Origin of the sequence: Pantoea sp. OXWO6B1, from assembly GCF_001641135.1 — a bacterium.
Lineage (GTDB): Bacteria > Pseudomonadota > Gammaproteobacteria > Enterobacterales > Enterobacteriaceae > Pantoea > Pantoea allii.
This window is the reverse complement of sequence record NZ_LWLR01000001.1, coordinates 3,930,030-3,950,712: the sequence shown is the minus strand read 5'-3', so window position 1 is coordinate 3,950,712 and position 20,683 is coordinate 3,930,030. Positions and strand designations below refer to the sequence as shown.

Here is a 20,683-nt window from a genome sequence, read left to right as displayed (position 1 = left end):
GGCACAACGGGAATAAAAACCATGTCGAAAAAATTGACTGTCCTCGCCACCTTGGTGATTTCCGCGCTGTGTGGCGGCCTTGCCCACGCCGAAGAGATAACCATCAAACTCTCCACGCTCGCCGAGCGGAGTGCTCCCAACCGCATCACCAATATTGAAGATGCCGCCGACATCATGAACAAGCAATTTAAGGCTGCGGGTGTCGACAAGCATATTGTGGTTCAGGCCAACAGCAGTGCTGTCAAAGGCTGGGACGACTTTGCCATGGACATGCTGAAGGCAATGTCCGTCGGCCAGGGACCGGATATCTATGTGCTGCCCCATGAGTGGATCGGTCAGTTTGCTAAGGACGGTTATGCCTTGCAAATGAACGATAAGATCGCCGCTGCACCGTGGGTTTATAGCGATATCCTGCCTGTGCTGTGGGAATCGGCGAAAGCAAAAGATGGAAAGATCTATGGCATACCGCAGGATGCTGAAATACGCATGTTTTTTTACAACAAAGATATGTTGAGAAAAATCGGCAAGGATGAAGCCTTTATTAACGCTATTCCGGCCAGAGTTGAGTCCGGTGATTTTACACTCGACGATCTGACCGCACTTGCCAAAGAAGTCGTGGACGGCAAAGCAGCCCAATATGGCATGCTGCACCGCCCGAACGTCGGTATTGATTATCTTATGGTCTTTCAGTCTTACGGCGTGAAATTCATGGATGAGAAGACCGGTAAACTCATGTTCCCCAAGGCTGAAATGGCCGACGCCCTTGGCTGGTATGCGCGTAATGCGAAGCAGGGGGTTACCCCTGTCGATAATACGGCGATGAGTTGGGATGCCATTCAGGGGGCATTCAAACAGGAGAAGGCATTTATCTTTCACCAGGGTGTCTGGGCGGTTGCCTGGCAGGTGGGGGACAAAAATGGGGCGGTCTGGCCGTCAGACAAAGAGGGTTATTTTCATAAGATAGGCTGGATTCCGGCCCCGGCGGCCAAAAAGGGCGGTCAGCCTTCAAACCTGTCGCATCCGCTTCTCTATACGGTGAATGCCAAAAGTAAAAATGCCGATATTGCTGCCGAACTCGTCGCACTGGCAACCTTACCCTATTTCAACAACGAGCATGCTGTGACCTCCTATCATACGGCCATCAGCAACGCGCAAACGGCGATGCCGAAATACCGGGATAACTGGGTGCTGTCAGCCGCCTCGCCAATGATGGCGCATGCGAAGTTCGTGCCCAATCACATTCAGTTTGGCAGCTATAACAAGGTGCTGTTCAGCGGTCTTCAGGCCGTTGAGACAGGGAAAATGACCGCAAAACAGGCTGTTGATTTTATCGCTGAAGAGCTTGAACTGCAGTTCGGCGACGATATTGAGATTCGCGCCTCTGTCGCCAACAAATAGTGTTTAGCCCGTCGGGTGTCGCGCTTAGTGTGATCGTTAATACTTAAGGAGATGAGGTCATGTCTCAGTTCCAGCCTCGGGCGCACCGGCCAGCCCGACCCGTTTTCTATCTCGCGCCCGCTATCGCGTTGTTGGTCGTCTTTTTCCTGGCGCCCATCATCGTCAATACTGTCATCGCCTTTACCGATATGGGCGCGGATCTTCGGGTCGGCCAATTTACACTGCAGAATTTCGAGCGGATCGTGTCACGCGATGCGCGCATTCCTGGCGTGCTCCTGACGACGCTGATTTACGTCACGGCGACATTGTTTATTTTCAATGTCGGGCTGGGTGCCCTGTTGGCCATAACGTCGACGGCCATCCCCGACAGACTCGGTAATCTGTTTCGCGGTCTCTGGCTGTTGCCACGCATGTCACCGGCCGTACTCTACAGCATTCTGTGGATATGGGTTGCCGATCCCACGCCGTCCGGTTTGCTTAATCAGGTATCCGGGTCTTTAGGCCTGCCGCCTGTGAATTTGCGCAATGACTTCCCCTTGTTTCTGATCGTCGTGGCGAATGGGTTGGTGGGAGCATCCTTTGCCATGGTCATTCTGACGTCATCAATTCGCTCCATCCCCTCACATCTCGCCAATGCGGCGCGGACAGACGGGGCGAGCGAATGGGGCGTGCTGCGTTATGTGGTGATCCCCGCGCTGTCTCAGCCCATTCGATTTATCACGATCTATCAGGGCCTCTCCCTGATGACCACCTACGAATACATTTTGCTCATCACCGGAGGCGGCCCTGTCTACGATTCCACGCCGTATGCGCTCTATATCTACCGTCGTGCCTTTGAAAATGGGGCTTACGCCTATGGCGCGGCGCTGGCGCTTGGTTTGATGGTGATTGGCGTGGCCGCGACCTTAGTGCAATGGCGTGTTAGTAATATGCGCGCGACCTTTGCCGCGCCGAAAATCGAGGTATTGTGATGTCACGCGTACAAACCACAGCGGTTGCCCAATCGAAATGGGCGCGTCTTGAACGTCGAGGCACCGTCAATCGTGTCGGCTTCCTGTCTGCGGTCATTCTCTTCCTGACGATTATTTCGGTCCCGATTCTGCTGCCTTACCTCTGGCTCCTGGCAAAATCCCTGACCACCTCTGATGAGTCCGTCAGCCGGCTTGTGCTTTGGCGCACCAGCGCCATTGCGGGCGTGGCTTATTTCGGGGCGATCGTGCTTGCCTTTCTGGCAGATCGCCTGCGCAGACCGATATTGTCCTGGACTGCGCTCGGTATCATTGTGCTGCTCCTCGTGATGATTTTCCTGATGCCCCATATGACAGTGCACAACTACCGTTTTCTGTGGAACCGGGATATTGCGAATACCGGCACAACGCGCGTGGAGCTGATGCCGTCGGCCTGGACGGCACTGGGTAGCTCCCTGATCTTTGCCGTCTCCCAAACGCTGATTGTGACGATCGTCGCGACGCCAGCAGCCTACGCGTTATCGCGCTTTGCCTTTGCCGGTCGGGAAAATTTCCTTCGCGGTTTGCTTCTGTTACATGCTTTTCCCGCGCTGGCCCTGACCATCGCTATCTTCATCCAGCTTCACTATATGGGCCTGCTCAACCATCTCTCCGGCGTGGTGATGGTGATGAGTGCGCTGGAGCTGCCCTACGCGATCTTCGTCCTTAAGGGCTTTTTTGACGGCGTGCCCTGGGATATTGAGATGAGTGCGGTGACAGATGGCGCGACCCGCTTCCAGGCCTTTCGCCTGGTGGTTCTGCCACAGGTGCGTAGCGGGCTGATTGCGATTGCTACCTTTACCTTTTTGCGCGGTTGGGAGGAGTACGTTTTTGTCCAGACGCTACTTATCGACAAAAGCCAGATGACCATGAGCCTCTACCTTTTCTTTGTTGCACAGGATAATACGGGCGCAGATTACGGCATGATCGCCGCCGTCGGCATCATCTACTTACTTCCCGTGCTTGTTCTCTACACCTTCACGCAGAAATACATCACCCAAATGAGTTTTGGCGGTATTAAGGGATAATTGTCATGGCCTCGATCACGCTCAACAATGTCACCAAAAACTGGGGTGAGACCCAGGTCCTGAAACCGATGAATCTTGCCATTGAGAACGGTGAATTCGTTGCCATTCTCGGCCCATCCGGATGTGGTAAGTCGACGACGCTGTTTCTTCTGGCGGGGCTTTATGCGCCGAGCAGCGGTGAGATCGCGTTTGACGGGCACAATGTCAATCGCATTGATGCCCGCGATCGTAATGTCGGTATCGTCTTCCAGTCTTATGCGCTTTACCCAAACCTGACGGTGCGCGACAACATCGCCTTTCCGTTACGTTTTAAAAAAATCGATAAGGACCAAATGGCCCGGCGCGTGGAAGAGGCGGCTACTCTTGTGCAAATAAGCGCGCTGCTCGATCGACGCCCATCGCAGCTTTCAGGTGGGCAGCAACAACGCGTGGCGCTGGCCCGGGCACTGGTCAAGGAACCGAATATCCTGTTACTTGACGAGCCGCTTTCTAACCTTGACGCAACACTCCGTATCACCATGCGCACGGAGCTCAAGAATCTTCAGAAACGTCTCGGCTTCACCACCTTGATCGTCACCCATGACCAGTTGGAAGCCATCACGATGGCCGATCGGATCATCTGTATGAATCATGGCGAGATAGTCCAGATCGGCACGCCAGACGACCTTTACAGGCGTCCGGACGATCTCTTTGTTGCAGGATTCATTGGCTCACCGCCCATGAACCTTGTGAAGGGACAGGCACTTGGCCGTTTTCTGCAATTAGGACAATCATCCTTTGAACTGAATCACGGATACGATGGACCCGTTTGTTTCGGTCTGCGTCCGGAGGATATCAACCTGGTTGCCGCCGATCATGCGCCTCTCTGTGGTGACGTTATCACCGTCGAGCCGATGGGACGTGAAGTTTTCTACACGATTGACACGCCAGCCGGCATTCTCCGCGCGCTGGAATATGGTGAAGCGGTGCGTCATGCGACCGGTTCCCGGATCGGTATCGCATGTCAACCCGAACTGACCCTTATGTTCAATGCTTCTGGTAAACGCATCGTCGATCTTCATGCCAACCTCTCTGTATTCTGCCACCCCAGCAAACATGTTTATGCTGGCTAGCTAACAGGAAAATACGTTAATGACCCGAGTCGTATCACACCGTGGTGCCAACCATTTTGCACCAGAGAATACCTTCTTTTCCGCAGACCTGGCGCTTGAACAGGGGGCCGATTACATTGAGCTGGATGTGCGAGAGAGCGCAGACGGTGTGCTCTACGTTATCCATGACGAGACCCTGGATCGCACGACGAACGGCACGGGCCTCGTTGGTCATGCCTTGTCGCGCGATATTGATACACTGGATGCAGGAAGCTGGTTCGACGACCGCTTTAAAGGTGCCATTGTGCCGCGGCTTGATGACTACCTTGAACATCTGCGTGGTCGCGCGGGTGTCTATATTGAGCTGAAATACTGCGATCCGCTCAAAGTGGCTGCGTTAGTCCGGGATCTTGGTATGGTGCGCGACACGTTCTTCTTTTCGTTTTCCGACGCGATGCGCACTGGCCTTCAGGCCGTGGCACCGGAGTTTCGCAAAATGATGACCCTCGATATCGCCATGTCTCCCTCTCTTGTTGCACCCCTGCATCATGGATCTATCATCGAGATGAACGTTGAGCAGATGCGTAATCCCGGAATCCTTGAATCAAGCCGTAAGGCTGGCCTTGAGATCATGGTTTATTACGGTGGTGACGACATAAAGATTCATCAGGAAATAGCGTCTGCGGGGGTGGATTATATCAACCTCAACCGCCCGGATATTTTCAGCACCATACGGCGTTAGTTTGCTGGGGCCCGCTGCCAAACGATACTAATCGCTCGCGTCACCAATGTGATTTGCACGATTTTATCAGGGGATGGATGGGAAGTTTGAAATATTACCTTAATCTGGCTCATCACTATTGAGCAGGCAATGTTACCGAATTCTGTCTGTCGATGATGCCATTCAGTTTATCGACACGTTCAGATCGCTGAAAAGTGAGTTGCGCCGCTCCCTGCATATTGCCGCCTGGACGGTTATTGTTCCCGATCGTCCAGGCACCTGGTGCCTGAGATTTACCTGTCACAGGCACTGGCATGAAAAAGGTGAAGAGCCCAGTGGTGATCGTTACTCTCCTTCAATAAAAATAAATAACCCCCAGGTTAACGAAAAGAGAATTATGAAAGTATGACCATGTCTTCATATTTTCCCGAGTGCAGTCGCATCCTGATTATTATTTTTGTTAAAACTAAAATTAAATATTTTACATTGTGGTCGGGATTTTTCGGGATTCAATCCCTAAGCTAAATTGATCACTTACTGAACACCCTTGTCCCATGCGGCATGAAAGGCTTATTAATTAAAAGTCATATAAATCAAAAAGATGATATAAAAATGTTAAGCCTGATTATTGTAACGTTTTGTTACACTTTTTCATTTACTGTCATGTGTTTAACCTTCTTACACTCTGTCCGTTGGCGTTTATCCGAATGTTTTCCATCGCAGATAAACGCTCAACAATACAGTGTCGACATGCTGGTGAATGGAATGCACCCGCTTTTGATTCCGGGTTTTTATTCTCGTCGGATGACGTGAACCGGGACGTTGTTCTTGCTGGGTTTGCTTTTCTTATTAATTTCTCGCTGGCATTGACCGTTTCTATAACGCAATAGAACAGGGACAGCCATGTCTAATTCTTCCTATCAGTCCGAAATTCCGAAAGCACGTATTAATCTAAAACTTGAACTGCATACCGGTGGCGCGAGCAAGAAAACAGAGCTCCCCCTGAAATTACTGGTTGCGGGTGATTTCAGTCATGGCAAGGAGACCGCACCGTTATCCGAGCGAAAAAAAGTTAATCTGAACAAAAATAATTTCGACGCCGTACTTTCCGAATATTCCCCAGAAGTCAATCTTACCGTTCAAAACACGCTTGCCGGTGACGGTAGCGAAGAAAATATCCGTCTGACATTTCAGAGCATGAAAGATTTCTCTCCGGAACAGGTGTCCCGACAAATACCTCAACTGAAAGCCATGCTTTCCATGCGCAATTTGCTTCGTGATTTAAAGGCCAACCTGCTGGATAACCAGACTTTCCGAAAAGAGCTGGAAAACATTCTGCTCGATCCGGCATTAAGTGCCGAACTTCGGTCTGAGCTGTCTGCTCTGGCCCCGAAACAGCCCTAACGGTCAGAGTGTTTTGACGGATTAATAACGGATTAATAAGGAAGATGTTGATGTCTGTAAAAAATGAGAAGGCTGCGGGTGGCGAAAGCGTGGTACTGGAACGCCCAGCCGCGGGTGGGGTTTATGCGTCCCTGTTTGAAAAAATCAATCTGAACCCGGTGTCTGAGCTGAGCGCACTGGATATCTGGCAGGATGCACAGGCGATGTCGGATGCAACGGCGGATGAACGTCTGACCGCCGGCATGCAGGTGTTTCTGGAATGCCTGACAAAATCTGGCTCAAAAGTTGAGAAACTCGACAGAAACCTGATTGACCATCATATCGCCGAACTGGATCACCAGATCAGCCGTCAGCTTGATGCCGTCATGCATCACGATGCTTTTCAGGCGGTGGAAAGTCTGTGGCGCGGCGTGAAATCCCTGGTCGATAAAACCGATTTCCGCCAGAACGTGAAAGTTGAACTGCTGGATATGTCGAAAGAAGACCTGCGTCAGGACTTTGAAGACAGCCCGGAAATTATCCAGAGCGGACTGTATAAACACACTTACATTGATGAATATGACACACCGGGTGGCGAACCCATTGCCGCGCTGATCTCCGCCTACGAATTTGATGCCTCTGCACAGGATGTGGCCCTGTTGCGCAATATCTCGAAAGTCTCTGCCGCAGCACATATGCCGTTTATCGGCTCCGCAGGTCCGAAATTTTTCCTCAAGGACGCCATGGAGGAGGTGGCGGCCATCAAGGATATCGGCAACTACTTTGACCGCGCGGAATACATCAAGTGGAAATCCTTCCGCGAAACCGATGATTCCCGCTATATCGGTCTGGTGATGCCGCGTGTACTGGGCCGCCTGCCGTATGGCCCGGATACCACGCCGGTCCGCAGCTTCAACTATGTCGAAGAGGTGAAAGGCCCGGATCATAACAAATATCTGTGGACCAACGCCTCGTTTGCCTTTGCCGCGAATATGGTACGCAGCTTTATCAACAACGGCTGGTGCGTCCAGATTCGCGGCCCACAGGCGGGCGGTGCCGTTCAGGACCTGCCTATCCATCTGTACGATCTGGGCACCGGTAATCAGGTGAAGATCCCGTCTGAAGTGATGATCCCGGAAACCCGCGAATTTGAATTCGCCAACCTGGGTTTCATTCCGCTGTCGTACTACAAAAACCGTGACTACGCGTGCTTCTTCTCGGCGAACTCCACCCAGAAACCGGCGCTGTACGATACAGCGGATGCGACCGCCAACAGCCGTATCAATGCCCGTCTGCCCTACATCTTCCTGCTGTCACGCATCGCCCATTATCTGAAGCTGATCCAGCGTGAAAATATCGGTACGACCAAAGACCGCCGTCTGCTGGAGCTTGAGCTGAACACCTGGGTTCGCAGTCTGGTCACGGAGATGACCGATCCGGGCGATGAGCTGCAGGCGTCTCACCCGCTGCGTGATGCGAAAGTGGTGGTGGAAGACATCGAAGACAATCCGGGCTTCTTCCGCGTGAAACTCTTCGCGGTGCCGCATTTCCAGGTAGAAGGCATGGACGTCAACCTGTCACTGGTTTCCCAGATGCCGAAGGCGAAATCGTAACGAAAGGCAGGAAGCCGATGAAAACGGAACAACCGTTATGGGGCAGGGGCATTATGATCTCTCCCCAGCACTTCCAGCAACAGGTCGCGTATGCGGCCTGGTCTGCCGAAGGTATCGCCCGAATGGGATTATCACAGCCCTGGGGCGTGATCAATGTCGCTTTTGAACCGGAAACACTGAAACTGGGCCGCCTGCAGGCCAGCCATCTGCACATCCGCTTTCCGGACGGGACGCTTATCGACACGGATAATGCTGACGACCTGCCACCGGTACTGGCGCTTGAGGGGGAATCACAGGAGGTCGTGGTGGTTCTGGCACTTCCGCTGCTGCGGGCGAATGGCGGTAACTGCCTTAAACCTGATGAAGTGGCCGAGCGTCCTGTGCGTTATCGCCAGCGCTGGCGGGATGTACGCAATACGTTCGGAGACGATATCCGCCAGATTGCGGTGATGCAACCCGAGCTGACGCTGCGGTTTAGCCATCAGAACAACAGCGATTACCTGACCTGTCCGGTCGCGCGCCTGCAGCAGGATTCGCAAGGATTGTGGCAACGTGATGAGACGTTTCTGCCCCCCCTTCTGACCATTCAGGGCAGCCACTGGCTGCTGACCCAGTTGGAGCAGCTGATGACCCAGTTGCGTGCCCGACTGAGTCGTCTCATGGCAATGCGTCGTGAAAGCAATGAGCGGATGGCCGATTTTGCCGTGGCCGACGTGTCCCTTTTCTGGCTGCTGAATGCCCTGAATAGCGCCGAGCCGGTGCTAGGACAGTTTCAGCGCCACCCGCAAAGCCCGCCTGAGCGCCTGTATCTGGAGCTGGCACGACTCGCTGGCAGCCTGCTGACTTTCTCGCTGGAGCACCAGGTGAGTGCAATCCCGGTCTGGCAGCATGAGCAACTGAATCACGTCTTCCCGCCGTTGTTTGATTTACTGGGCGATCTGCTGGAAGCCAGCCTGCCGTCGCGGGTGGTGGCGATTGCGCTTGAGCATGATGCCCGACTTCACGTCTGGCAGGCCCGGCTGCACGATCCACGTTTGCGTGAAGGGGCGGATTACTATCTGTCCGTGCGTTCACCGATTCCGGTGGCACAGTTGCAGGAACAGTTCCCGCGCCAGTGTAAGGTCGGCAGTCCCGATCATGTCAGGAGTATCGTCAATTCATCGCGGGTGGGCGTACCTCTGACGCCACTGCGTCATGTGCCTGCCGCCATTCCACTGCGTCTGGAAAACCAGTATTTCAGCCTTGATGTCTCTCATCCTCTGGCCAACGACATGCTCCAGAGCGGCACCTGTATGTTTTATGTTCCAGGCATGCTCGGCGAGCCTGAACTTGAACTCTTTGCGGTACTAAGAACATGAGTGAGGGTAAACGCGGCGCTGCCGCGTCCATTGATATTGATGCCCTGCTGCAGGATACCTGGCTACAGGTGGTCAGCCTGCGTCACGGCCCGAAATTTCAGGATGGAGAAGGGCGTACGCTGTGGGAGCGTTGCATCGCTGATGTCGAGCGTGTGCAGCGTGAGCTGAAAGCGAGCGAACTTGATGAAGCCAGCTGTCAGCACATCCTCACTGCACAGTGTGCGTTGCTTGATGAGGCGGTCAAAGGTCGCGGTGTGGAGGATGACGCCTGTGTACAGTGGTATCACATTCCTCTGCAGGGGCACTTCCTCGGCACCATGGACGCCGGTGATACGCTGTGCGATCGGATGCGCGAAGTGCTGCGTGAACCGGCGCCTGACCATGCTGTCGTGACCTGCTTCCAGCGAGTCATGATGCTGGGATTCCTCGGCAGTTTCCGCTCTCTAAACGACCCTGAGCGCCAGAAACTCGTTAACGCACTCAGTGAATATGTCACACCGTTCAGCTATCCACAAAACCATCCGGTACTGGCGGAAAGCCATATCGGACGAGGAATGGGCGGCGTGCTGGCGTCATGGCCCGTGCGTATCGGCCTGAGCGTGGTGGTGGTTGCCGCACTCTGGTGGGGACTGGATCACTGGCTGGATCAGATGCTGCTGACTCTGTTGCCGGGGGCCGTGAAATGAGTCCTGCACAACAGCGTGGGCTTGCGCTGTGGGCCGCCGTGCTGAGCGCGGCGGTATGTCTGAGTTTTTTACCGGTATCCAGATGGGGATCTGTACTTGTCCTGCTGGCGATGCTGGGGCTTATCCTGGCGTTCTGGACTGTCGCCAGTCGTCGCGCGGAGCACAACGTTACCCTGCCTCTGGATGATCTTCCGGAAGCCACTTACCGTCAGCCCGTTGTGCTGGTGTGTGGCGATCTGCCGCTGGCCTGGCCGCAGCCGTCACCGGTGCTCACTGTCACGCAGGGATGCTGGATTCGCGTGGCGGATGGTCAGGATCTTGAGCAGGTAGCCCGTAAAGTACTGTGGCTGCGTCCTGACTGGGGACGTCAGCTGTCGGTGATGGTCAGCGTCTGTCCGCAGAAACACGCAGACAGCGAAGCCCTGACCTGTTGCCTGCTGGCCCTGCGCTGGCAAATCAGCCAACTGCGTAAAGAGACCGGCCATGCAGTGCCGCTGATTCTGAATGGTCAGATCGGCAGCGCGATGACGACTAACCCGCTCTGGCAGGCGGCTATCCCGGGAGAAGGGGTGAGAGTCTGGCGCGAATCTTCAGCACCGGCCTCAATCGCGGCATGGATCACTACCGGCGGAACGCCTGCGATGCAGCAGCAGGTGTTGATGAACAGCCTGATGAGCTGGTTCCATCAGCATGTCAAAGCTGTCTTTATGGATGAAAACCCCGATGTTCCTGTCATGGCACCTACTGCGGTGCTGTGGGGAATGGGCCCGATTCTGGTCGGAAGCCTGGCCACATCGGCCTGGACGGCATGGCTTTCCCGTCACACTGGGATGCAGCAGGTGAAGGGCTGGCAGCCGGTGGGAACCGACAGCACGGTTATTTCCCCGTTCCCGGATTTTATCCTGCCGCTGCTGCCAGAAGGGCAAGGACTGACGCCACGTGGGAGAGCCTTCCGTTGGGCGCTCGGAATGTTCACTGTGGCGGCGATTGCTTCGTTGCTCAGCAGTGGCTGGAACAATCGCCAGCTATTGCAACGCGTAAGCTTCGATATTGCCCGCTATGACCGTATCCCGATGCATGATGTCGCATCCAAAGCCGCTGCCGTTGCTGTCCTGCGTAACGATGCGGCAGAACTGGATAGCTGGGCGCGCAATGGTGAGCCGATCCGAATGAGCCTCGGTCTGTATCGGGGCGAGCGCCTGCGAATGCCCGTGTTGGATGCGATCCGTTCGTATGTGCCGCCGCCCCAGCCGTCCGCACCACAGCCATCCGCACCACAGCCGACACCCAAATCTGAACCAAAAATCGTGCGCCTCAACAGCATATCGCTGTTCGATTCGGGGAAATCGGCGCTGAAAGCCGGGTCCACCAAATGGCTTGTGAACTCGCTGGTCGGCATCAAAGCGAAGCCGGGCTGGCTGATTGTTGTGTCCGGCCATACCGATAACAGCGGTAACCCGAAGATCAACCAAACACTGTCACTGAAACGTGCCGAAGCGGTGCGCGACTGGATGCGTGACACCGGCGACGTGCCGGAAAGCTGTTTTGCGGTGCAGGGCTATGGCGAAAGCCGTCCGATCGCAACCAACGACACCCCGGATGGGCGCGCGCTCAACCGCCGTGTCGAAATCAGTCTGGTACCACAGGCCAATGCCTGCCAGGTACCGGGCCACACCCAGGCGTCATCTCAGGATGATGGCGCATCACTACACAATGGAGAGTAATTCCATGGCAATTCCTGTTTATCTCTGGCTGAAAGACGACGGCGGCGCGGACATTAAAGGGTCTGTGGACGTTCAGGATCGTGAAGGCAGCATCGAAGTGGTGGCTCAGGAGCATAACCTGTATATCCCGACCGATAACAACACCGGCAAGCTGACCGGTACCCGCATTCACACCCCATTCCTGTTCACCAAGGAGATCGACTCCTCCAGCCCGTATCTCTACAAGGCGGTGACCACCGGCCAGACCCTCAAGTCTGCGGAATTCAGGTGGTACAAGATCAACGATGCGGGCCAGGAAGTGGAGTACTTCAACACCAAACTGGAAAACGTAAAAGTGGTGAAAGTGAACCCTGAGATGTACGACATCAAGGACCCTTCTAAAGAGAAGCACAACCACCTTGAGCGCATTGAACTGCGTTACGAAAAAATCACCTGGACCTACAAAGACGGCAACATCATTCATTCCGATTCGTGGAACGAACGCGCCACGGCGTAAGCCTGATGCGGGCAGGGCGACTTGTCCGCAGTTTTTCTGAGTGCCTGCCCGGCGGGTACTGAGCAAAACATCCTACAACCGAGAAATCTGACCTGATGCGCTTAGGTTCCTGACAACAGGAAAGCGATGGGCGGTAGCGTGCCTGAAGGTCTTCAGAGAGCGAGTTTAAAAACATGGAAAACCCGGCAATCCTTCTTCGACGTCTCAACCCTTACTGCGCCCGCGCGATGGAAGGGGCTGCCTCTCTGTGTCAGACCCGCGCCCATGCAGAAATCCTGCCGGAGCACTGGCTGTTGAAGTTGTTCGAACAGGGGGAAGGTGACCTGACGGTGCTGGCCCGCCGTTACGAGTGGGACATGGACAGCATCTGGCAGGATTTACTCGGCTGGCTGGATAAACAGCCGCGCTCCGTGCGCCACCGACCGCAGCTCTCCGATAATATCCAGTCGCTGATGCAGGAAGCCTGGCTGATTGCCTCGCTTAACGGTGAAGAACAGATCCGAAGTCACCACCTGCTAATGGCGCTGGTTGAAAAACAGAATTTGGTACGCTGTGATGGTCTGTGGCCGCTGCTGACCCTGGGGCAAAGCCAGCTTGAACGCCTGCGTCCGCTGCTGGACGCACAGTCAGACGAACGCCCGCAAGTGCAGCAGGAAGCCGAACTGGCACAGATCCATGGCGGAGAGGTTGAATTTGTGGTTCGCCCGGTTGGCGAGGACGTGAAGGAAGGCGAACTGAACCCAGCGTTACAGAACGCACTGGATAAATTCACTCTCGACGTCACAGCCAAAGCCAGAGAGGGCAAAATCGATCCGGTGTTTGGGCGTGATACGGAAATCCGCCAGATGGTGGATATTCTCTCCCGCCGCCGCAAGAACAACCCGATCCTGGTGGGTGAACCAGGCGTAGGTAAAACCGCACTGGTCGAAGGCCTGGCGCTGCGTATTGCCGAGGGCAACGTACCGGAATCGCTCAAACCGGTTATCTTGCGCACCCTTGACCTCGGTCTGTTGCAGGCAGGCGCAGGCGTGAAAGGCGAGTTTGAACAGCGTCTGAAAAACGTCATTGATGCCGTGCAGCAGTCACCAGTGCCGATCCTGCTGTTTATCGACGAAGCCCACACCATTATCGGTGCCGGTAACCAGGCCGGTGGCGCGGATGCCGCCAACCTGCTGAAACCTGCGCTGGCGCGTGGCGAATTGCGCACCATTGCCGCGACAACATGGTCCGAATACAAGCAGTACTTCGAACGCGATGCCGCGCTGGAGCGCCGCTTTCAGAGGGTGAAGGTGGATGAGCCAGACGATGACACGGCATGTCTGATGCTGCGTGGCCTGAAATCCCGCTATGCCGAACACCACAACGTGCACATCACCGACGATGCGGTGCGTGCTGCCGTTACGCTTTCCCGACGTTACTTAACAGGCCGCCAGTTGCCGGACAAGGCGGTGGATTTACTCGACACCGCGAGCGCCCGTGTGCGCATGAGCCTGGACACTGTACCGGAACAGCTGATCCGCATTCGCTCGCAGATGACGTCGCTCGACATAGAGAAGCAGGCGTTGCTGGAGGATATTGTCGTTGGTCATCAGAGCCACGGTGAACGGCTGACGGCGATTGAGCAGGAAGAAGCGCACCTGATGGCGGAACTCGGGGAGCTGGAAACCCGGTACGTTGAGGAGCTGAAACTCACGGAACAACTGATGGAATGCCGCCAGGACACTTCCCGTCAGAGCGAGATGTACAGGCTGCAACAGGCGCTGAACGGCATGCAGCACAGTAACCCGTTGTTGACGGTGGATGTGGACGTGCGCACCGTAGCGAATGTCATCGCCGACTGGACCGGCGTGCCACTGTCGTCGCTGATGAAAGACGAACAGACTGATCTGCTGTCCCTGGAAAATGAAATCGGTAAACGCGTGGTCGGGCAGGACATGGCGCTCGCTGCCATCGCCCGGCGCCTGCGCGCTGCGAAGACCGGGCTGACGTCCGAAAACGGTCCACAGGGCGTATTCCTGCTGGTCGGCCCGAGCGGGGTCGGCAAAACCGAAACCGCGCTGGCGCTGGCAGACGTGCTGTACGGCGGTGAAAAATCGCTGATCACCATCAACCTGTCGGAGTATCAGGAGCCGCACACCGTTTCCCAACTGAAGGGCTCGCCTCCGGGCTACGTAGGTTATGGCCAGGGCGGCATCCTCACCGAAGCCGTGCGCAAGCGTCCATACAGTGTGGTGCTGCTCGATGAAGTGGAGAAAGCGCACCGTGATGTCATGAACCTGTTCTATCAGGTGTTCGATCGTGGCTTTATGCGTGACGGTGAAGGCCGGGAAATCGACTTCCGCAACACGGTCATTCTGATGACCTCGAACCTCGGCAGCGACCACCTGATGCAACTGCTCGATGAACAGCCGGAAGCCAGCGAAGGCGACCTGCACGAACTGCTGCGCCCGATCCTGCGCGATCACTTCCAGCCTGCACTGCTCGCCCGCTTCCAGACCGTCATTTACCGTCCGTTGGCGGAAGCCGCAATGCGTACCATCGTGGAAATGAAACTGGCTCAGGTCAGCAAACGCTTACATCGTCACTACGGCCTGACCACGCATATTGACGAAAGCCTGTATGACGCTCTCACTTCTGCCTGCCTGCTGCCGGACACCGGCGCCCGTAACGTCGACAGCCTGCTGAATCAGCAGATTCTGCCGGTGCTGAGCCAGCAGTTGCTTACCCATATGGCGGAGAAGCAGAAACCACGCAAACTGGCACTCGACTGGAGCGATGAAGAAGGTGTCTCACTGGAGTTCAACCGGACTGAAGGAGTGGCCATATGAGCAACAACCCCCCCATAAGATTCAGTCACAACCACCACCGGCTTTCGGTGAAGGGATGTGGCGCAGAGCTTGATGTGCTGGCTTTTGAAGGCGATGAAGCCTTAAGCAGACCGTTCCGCTACCGGATTGAATTCACCTGTACAGACCATGCCATCAGCAAAGAGATGATGCTGATGAAGCCCGGTTCCCTGACGCTGCAGGCCCCGGCTGACACGGGTTTCGGTAGTAAAGTGCAGCAGACGTTACGGGTGATTCAGGGCGTGGTGACCGGCTTTGAGCGCCTCAGCGCTTCTAAAGAGGAAACCCGCTATGCCCTGACGCTCCGGCCGCGTCTGGCGTTGCTTGACCGTTCGCACCAGAACGCCATCTACCAGGACATGTCGGTGCCGCAGATTGTGGAAAAAATCCTGCGCGGGCGCCATAACATGCGCGGCCAGGACTTTCTGTTCTCGCTCACAAAAGAGTACCCGCGCCGCGAGCAGGTGATGCAGTACGGTGAGGACGACCTGCACTTCATTACCCGTCTGCTGGGTGAGGTCGGTATCTGGTTCCGCTTCACCACCGACACGCGCCTGAACATCGACGTGGTGGAGTTCTGCGACGGTCAGCAGGGCTATGAGAAAGGCCTGACGCTGCCGTCGGTGCCGCCGTCGGGGCAGCACTCGCAGGGCGTGGATTCGGTGTGGGGGATGGAGAGTCATCACAGCGTGGTGCAGAAGCAGGTCAGCACCCGGGACTACAACTACCGTCAGGCCACGGAAGACATGAACGCTCTGGTGGACGTGACCCGCGGGGATGCGACCACCTACGGCGATGCCTACCACTGGGCGGATAACTACCTGTCACCGGGCCGTACCTGTGACCGCAGTCCGGTGCCCGAGTCCGGTGCGTTTTATGCCCGCATCCGGCATGAGCGTTACCTGAACGGCCAGACGCAGACTCATGCCATCACCAGCTGCCCGACCCTCTCTCCGGGGCAGGTGCTGAAAGTCACCGGCGGTTATGAAGTGGCGGAGGTGTTTGCGCAGGGCGTGGTCATCACGGCGATGCACAGCCAGGCGCGGCGGGATGAAGACTTTCGCGTGCATTTTGAGGGCATCCCGGACAGCACGGATTTTTGCTTCCGCCCGGAGCCGGGCTCACGCCCGGTGATGGCCGGCACCGTACCGGCGCGCGTCACCAGCACCACCGAAAACGACACCTATGGCCACATCGATAAAGACGGCCGCTACCGGGTGAACATGCTGTTCGACCGCGATAACTGGGAAACCGGGTTCGAGAGCCTGTGGGTACGCCAGTCCCGCCCGTATGCCGGGGATACTTACGGCCTGCACCTGCCGCTGCTGGCGGGCACGGAGGTGGCGATTGGCTTTGAGGACGGCAACCCGGACCGGCCGTACATCGCGGGCGTGCTGCACGACTCGGCCCACGGTGACCACGTGACCATCCGCAACTACAAACGTAACGTGCTGCGCACCCCGGCGAACAACAAAATCCGCCTCGATGACGAGCGCGGTAAAGAGCACATCAAGATTTCCACCGAATACGGCGGCAAGAGCCAGCTGAATCTCGGACATTTAGTGGATGCTGAGAAGCAGAAGCGCGGTGAGGGTTTTGAGCTGCGGACGGATAAGTGGGGAGCCATCCGGGCACACAAAGGGATGTTCATCAGCGCTGATGGCCAGACGAAAGCACAGGGCCAGGTGCTGGAGATGGAGGCGGCGGTCAGCAATCTGGGTGATGCCCGGGAGCAGATGACGTCCATCTCCGGTGACGCGCAGAAGGCGACCGCGAACCCGGCCGATCTCCAGGCGCAAATCACACTGCTGGAACAGCAGGTTACGGACCTCAAAAAATCAGTGCTGCTGCTCAGCGCGCCGGATGGAATGGCACTGGCCAGCGGACAACATCTGCAGGTTTCTGCCGGGCAGAACCTGATAGCTACGGCCGGTAGAAGTGCCGACGTCAGCGTGGTGAAAAATCTGTTCATCGGGGTGGGTAATGCCCTGAGCGTGTTTGTTCGTAAGCTGGGGATCAAGCTCATCGCGAACCAGGGGCCGGTGCAGGTACAGGCGCAGAATGACCTGATGGCACTGCTTGCTCGTAAGGAAATTAGTATCGTCAGTACTGAAGATGAAATCAAAATCATCGCGAAGAAGAAGCTGACGGTAAACGGCGGCGGGAGCTATATCACTCTGGATGTTAATGCCATTGAGTCGGCGACGGCTGGTGAGTACAGAACAAGGGCCGGGTATTACGTCAGGCGGGAAAAAGCGCAGCATAAGCCTGATATTTCGCCTTTATCCAATGCTATCGACGACGGCAGCCACAATATTCGCTATTTGTGTGCTGATGATAATGGAGTTCCAATGTTGAATACGCCTTACAGGGCATTTTTGGCTGATGGCTCAGTGCTGGAGGGGGTCAGTGATGGTGAGGGGTATACGAAGCTGTTTACTTCTGCGCAGACTCAGGATGTTTTTTTGCATATGATGCCGGGAGTTATCAATGCCTAAGTATAAGATATATACAAAAATTGAATCAAATGTACCAGTATCCGATCTTTTTTATGACCTTGATGTCTATAAAACTGATGGCAATAATAAAAAACATGTTCTGCTGTCAGTAGCACAACAACCGATAGACCCTGGTTATTATACTCAGCCTCATGATACAAATGAGACTGATGATGATTTGTCAGTGATCTACATTATAGAAATTAATTTGTACCGCAAGCACGGTGGTAAGCTGATTTCGGTGCTTTCATCCCCGGCGAAGAAAATGTATACACTGGGTGAAATAGCTTCAGGGGCAGCATATTCAAAAAATAAGCGAGAAAATATCTGCTATTTTGAGACTAAAGCGCAGACAAAACCCTTAAATGATAACGGTGATGAAAATATTCATAGAGTCCAGATAACCTGCCTCGGAAGGGCATTTATAGCAAAAGAATATCCTGTCGGTAGTACTGATGATCCTTTCGATAGAAAGAAGATAGAAAATCAGATTGTATCGAGAATGAACCGCAGTAATTATCCTAATCAAGGTTGGACGAGTTTGTGTGGACCCGCAGCATTTTTTTATTGTTTGCAGATGGACAGGCCGGATGTTTATAAACAAGCAGCTATCGAACTTTGGTTGCATGGGAAAACTAAAATAGGCACTTTGGAGATCTCACCTGGAGACGGGTGTAGGCATCCTAAAGGAATTTTTTATGATGACTACGGTAGAGAAGCAGTATCAGGTCTGGATTGGATCACATTGGCTAGCCTGAGGGATTCTGAAAATTCAATTATGAGTTACGATGAAGTGGATGATCAGGTTGCTGGTATTACAATGTGGGGGAAGTTAACGGAATGGTTCGAAAAGGCCGGTTATGAGAAAGTATTCGATAATATAAGTCTCTCGCATGCAAATGTGAACGATATTATAAGTCTGAATAACTATATTAGTAGCGGGCACAAAGTTGTAAGCTTAATCTCTGCTGGAATGTTATCAGATTTTCCTGGGGACAGTTCATCGAAGAATCATTGGATAGTCTGGGATAGTCAAGTTAGGTGTAATGGTGGCAGAATAATATCTGCAAGCACATCCGTTTTAGACAAGGTGGATTTAACCTTGTTTTCGTGGGGAAAAGTTAAAAATCAGTTAAAGAATAATGCAAGTCTGAGTGTTTTCATGAAACATACATTTGGAGGGTTGGTTTTTAGGCCAATAAAGTAATTTATGTGCCGTAGATTAATACTTCTTTCATTTATTTTATTGATTGTATCATGTTCCTCACCTCAAATTGGCTTCACTCCATTTTGGGAAATATTACCTGATGCAAGGGTAGGTGTGCCTTATAATCAAGAGATTATTATAGGAACTAACTTGGAGGATAACCCAGAGTTCCTAACGGCAGAGAATACTAAAGTAGATATTTACCCTGCTGATATAGGACTGCAGGTGCTTTCTAATAAAAAAAGAAGGGATGGGTTACCTGTATACAATTTTCTTTCCATTTCAGGTGTGCCATCAGAATCAGGAACTGTTAAAGTTTCAATTTCTGGTTTTACATATGGTTCTATGTATACCAAAAGCGGTAAATTTAATAAAACCTATTCACTGAAGGTTAAATAGCCTTGGATAAATATATACAACATTATTTCAAAACTCGTTGATACGAATGGTGACTCATCGTCAAAGAATCACTGGATTGTTTGGGATGACCCGGAATACAAGAAGAAAAATGCAGCCGGCATGAAGAAAAAACCACCAAAAATTGAGAACCCTCAGAAAGTGACAGAGAGTGCATATAACTGTATTGATACGGGTGGTTTTTTTATAGCCTGTTTCAAATCTAAAGTTCTCAAAATTATGGATGAGGACAAGTTTGGGAAATCTGATGATGACAGCATTGTTTTGAAAGTAACTAAAGGTATAAATGGTGCAGATAAAGGGATTGCAGAAAGAAAAATAGCCACTAAAAAAGCAAAAGAGATTATTGATGATGAAGTTTAAAAAAATTTATTTTTGTTCATGATGTTTGGTGCTACTGCTTTTAGTTCTTGGGCGGGATATTACAACACAATTAATACTGATGGCGTAATTATTCATTTTGATAAGGATAAAGCTGGATATGTAAGTGTCCACGATGAGAAATTAAATACGGATTACTCATGCAAAATTGAAAATTGGAATGATTCATTACTCTCTGGTGCTGGAGGTATTTCTCTAACTAGTGATCATGTAGGCGTGCTTATAGCATCAGGAAATAAATATCTTGATCTTAAGGAGCTTATAGGTTGTAAAGGACAGTCAATCCGCATTCATTCTATTCCATATTTTAACAATGCAATTTCTTCTATTATAGATGTGAATTTTGAGAAAGAATTAGTTCTGGCATTGGTTGTGATTGATGCTCACTTTAGATCATGTCAGGCGATAGTCTCTAGGTTTAATGGAAATAGAAACCTTTTGTCTGGCAAGGGTTTTTGGAGTGATTACCCATCTAGGTCAGATGAAAATAGCTTGTTTTATCTTAGTGGTTCAATATATCTAGGGGGAATATCTTTCAATGGAGAATATGTTGCACCAAACGATTTGGATTGTGCTGCTGATTCATTTCCAGGTGTGTGGGATATAGCTAAGAAAATGAAGGTTGTATTCCCAGAAGATAAAGATGATACTGTGATTGACAGTAAATGCAAAAAGCTTTTTTCAGGTGATAAAACCTTGGATGAGTTAGGAGGGAAGCTTATCAAGCCGAATTGATGATTTTTTGATTATAGTTTATTTGTCCTTTCCCCTGCTGACAAAAAGTTCAAAGAGATAAAGCCTGCATGCGGCGATGACTTTGTTAACGTAC

17 protein-coding genes are annotated in these 20,683 nt (G+C 53.1%); all 17 read left to right on the top strand.

What is annotated here, in order from left to right; translation table 11 throughout:
• Nucleotides 1-21 precede the first annotated feature (21 nt).
• Nucleotides 22-1,398, top strand: coding sequence for an ABC transporter substrate-binding protein (locus tag A6A26_RS20385; RefSeq protein WP_063880427.1), 1,377 nt, complete (start codon nucleotides 22-24; stop codon nucleotides 1,396-1,398).
• A 59-nt stretch (nucleotides 1,399-1,457) separates the two neighbouring features.
• A complete protein-coding gene (locus tag A6A26_RS20380; protein ID WP_063880426.1) occupies nucleotides 1,458-2,369 on the top strand; it encodes a carbohydrate ABC transporter permease in 912 nt (303 codons plus the stop codon).
• Complete coding sequence (locus A6A26_RS20375; protein WP_063880425.1) at nucleotides 2,369-3,433, top strand: carbohydrate ABC transporter permease; 1,065 nt, start codon at nucleotides 2,369-2,371, stop codon at nucleotides 3,431-3,433. The genes A6A26_RS20380 and A6A26_RS20375 overlap by 1 nt, the downstream gene beginning before the upstream one ends.
• 5 nt (nucleotides 3,434-3,438) lie before the next feature.
• Nucleotides 3,439-4,545 carry an ABC transporter ATP-binding protein gene (locus tag A6A26_RS20370; RefSeq protein ID WP_063880424.1) on the top strand — a complete coding sequence of 369 codons (1,107 nt, stop codon included), beginning with the start codon at nucleotides 3,439-3,441 and terminating at the stop codon, nucleotides 4,543-4,545.
• A 19-nt stretch (nucleotides 4,546-4,564) separates the two neighbouring features.
• Nucleotides 4,565-5,266: a glycerophosphodiester phosphodiesterase gene (ugpQ, locus tag A6A26_RS20365; RefSeq protein WP_063880423.1), complete on the top strand. Its 702-nt coding sequence runs from the start codon at nucleotides 4,565-4,567 to the stop codon at nucleotides 5,264-5,266.
• Between the two features lie 882 nt (nucleotides 5,267-6,148).
• Nucleotides 6,149-6,649 (top strand): type VI secretion system contractile sheath small subunit, encoded by a 501-nt coding sequence (gene tssB / locus A6A26_RS20355; protein ID WP_063880421.1) that lies wholly within the window; start codon nucleotides 6,149-6,151, stop codon nucleotides 6,647-6,649.
• A 44-nt stretch (nucleotides 6,650-6,693) separates the two neighbouring features.
• Entirely contained in the window at nucleotides 6,694-8,241 is a 1,548-nt protein-coding gene (tssC, locus tag A6A26_RS20350; protein ID WP_063880420.1) for a type VI secretion system contractile sheath large subunit, read from the top strand.
• A gap of 17 nt (nucleotides 8,242-8,258) precedes the next feature.
• The gene (tssK, locus tag A6A26_RS20345) at nucleotides 8,259-9,599 is read left to right on the top strand and encodes a type VI secretion system baseplate subunit TssK (RefSeq protein ID WP_063880419.1); all 1,341 of its coding nucleotides are present in this window, start codon (nucleotides 8,259-8,261) and stop codon (nucleotides 9,597-9,599) included.
• Complete coding sequence (gene tssL / locus A6A26_RS20340) at nucleotides 9,596-10,285, top strand: type VI secretion system protein TssL, short form (protein WP_063880418.1); 690 nt, start codon at nucleotides 9,596-9,598, stop codon at nucleotides 10,283-10,285. The genes tssK and tssL overlap by 4 nt, the downstream gene beginning before the upstream one ends.
• Nucleotides 10,282-12,009, top strand: a complete 1,728-nt coding sequence (locus A6A26_RS20335) for an OmpA family protein (protein ID WP_063880417.1) — start codon at nucleotides 10,282-10,284, stop codon at nucleotides 12,007-12,009. Before tssL ends, A6A26_RS20335 begins: the two co-directional genes overlap by 4 nt.
• Before the next feature lie 4 nt (nucleotides 12,010-12,013).
• Nucleotides 12,014-12,505 carry a type VI secretion system effector Hcp gene (hcp, locus tag A6A26_RS20330; RefSeq protein WP_033758542.1) on the top strand — a complete coding sequence of 164 codons (492 nt, stop codon included), beginning with the start codon at nucleotides 12,014-12,016 and terminating at the stop codon, nucleotides 12,503-12,505.
• Nucleotides 12,506-12,678: 173 nt separating this feature from the next.
• A complete protein-coding gene (gene tssH, locus A6A26_RS20325; RefSeq protein WP_063880416.1) occupies nucleotides 12,679-15,333 on the top strand; it encodes a type VI secretion system ATPase TssH in 2,655 nt (884 codons plus the stop codon).
• Nucleotides 15,330-17,849 (top strand): type VI secretion system Vgr family protein, encoded by a 2,520-nt coding sequence (locus A6A26_RS20320; RefSeq protein WP_063880415.1) that lies wholly within the window; start codon nucleotides 15,330-15,332, stop codon nucleotides 17,847-17,849. The genes tssH and A6A26_RS20320 overlap by 4 nt, the downstream gene beginning before the upstream one ends.
• A complete protein-coding gene (locus A6A26_RS20315; protein WP_063880414.1) occupies nucleotides 17,842-19,056 on the top strand; it encodes a hypothetical protein in 1,215 nt (404 codons plus the stop codon). The genes A6A26_RS20320 and A6A26_RS20315 overlap by 8 nt, the downstream gene beginning before the upstream one ends.
• Before the next feature lie 3 nt (nucleotides 19,057-19,059).
• Nucleotides 19,060-19,455: a DNA cytosine methyltransferase gene (locus tag A6A26_RS25610; RefSeq protein ID WP_128604274.1), complete on the top strand. Its 396-nt coding sequence runs from the start codon at nucleotides 19,060-19,062 to the stop codon at nucleotides 19,453-19,455.
• 120 nt (nucleotides 19,456-19,575) lie between these two features.
• Nucleotides 19,576-19,836: a hypothetical protein gene (locus A6A26_RS20310; RefSeq protein WP_063880413.1), complete on the top strand. Its 261-nt coding sequence runs from the start codon at nucleotides 19,576-19,578 to the stop codon at nucleotides 19,834-19,836.
• 18 nt (nucleotides 19,837-19,854) lie between these two features.
• The gene (locus A6A26_RS20305) at nucleotides 19,855-20,589 is read left to right on the top strand and encodes a hypothetical protein (RefSeq protein WP_063880412.1); all 735 of its coding nucleotides are present in this window, start codon (nucleotides 19,855-19,857) and stop codon (nucleotides 20,587-20,589) included.
• The last annotated feature ends 94 nt before the right edge of the window (nucleotides 20,590-20,683 follow it).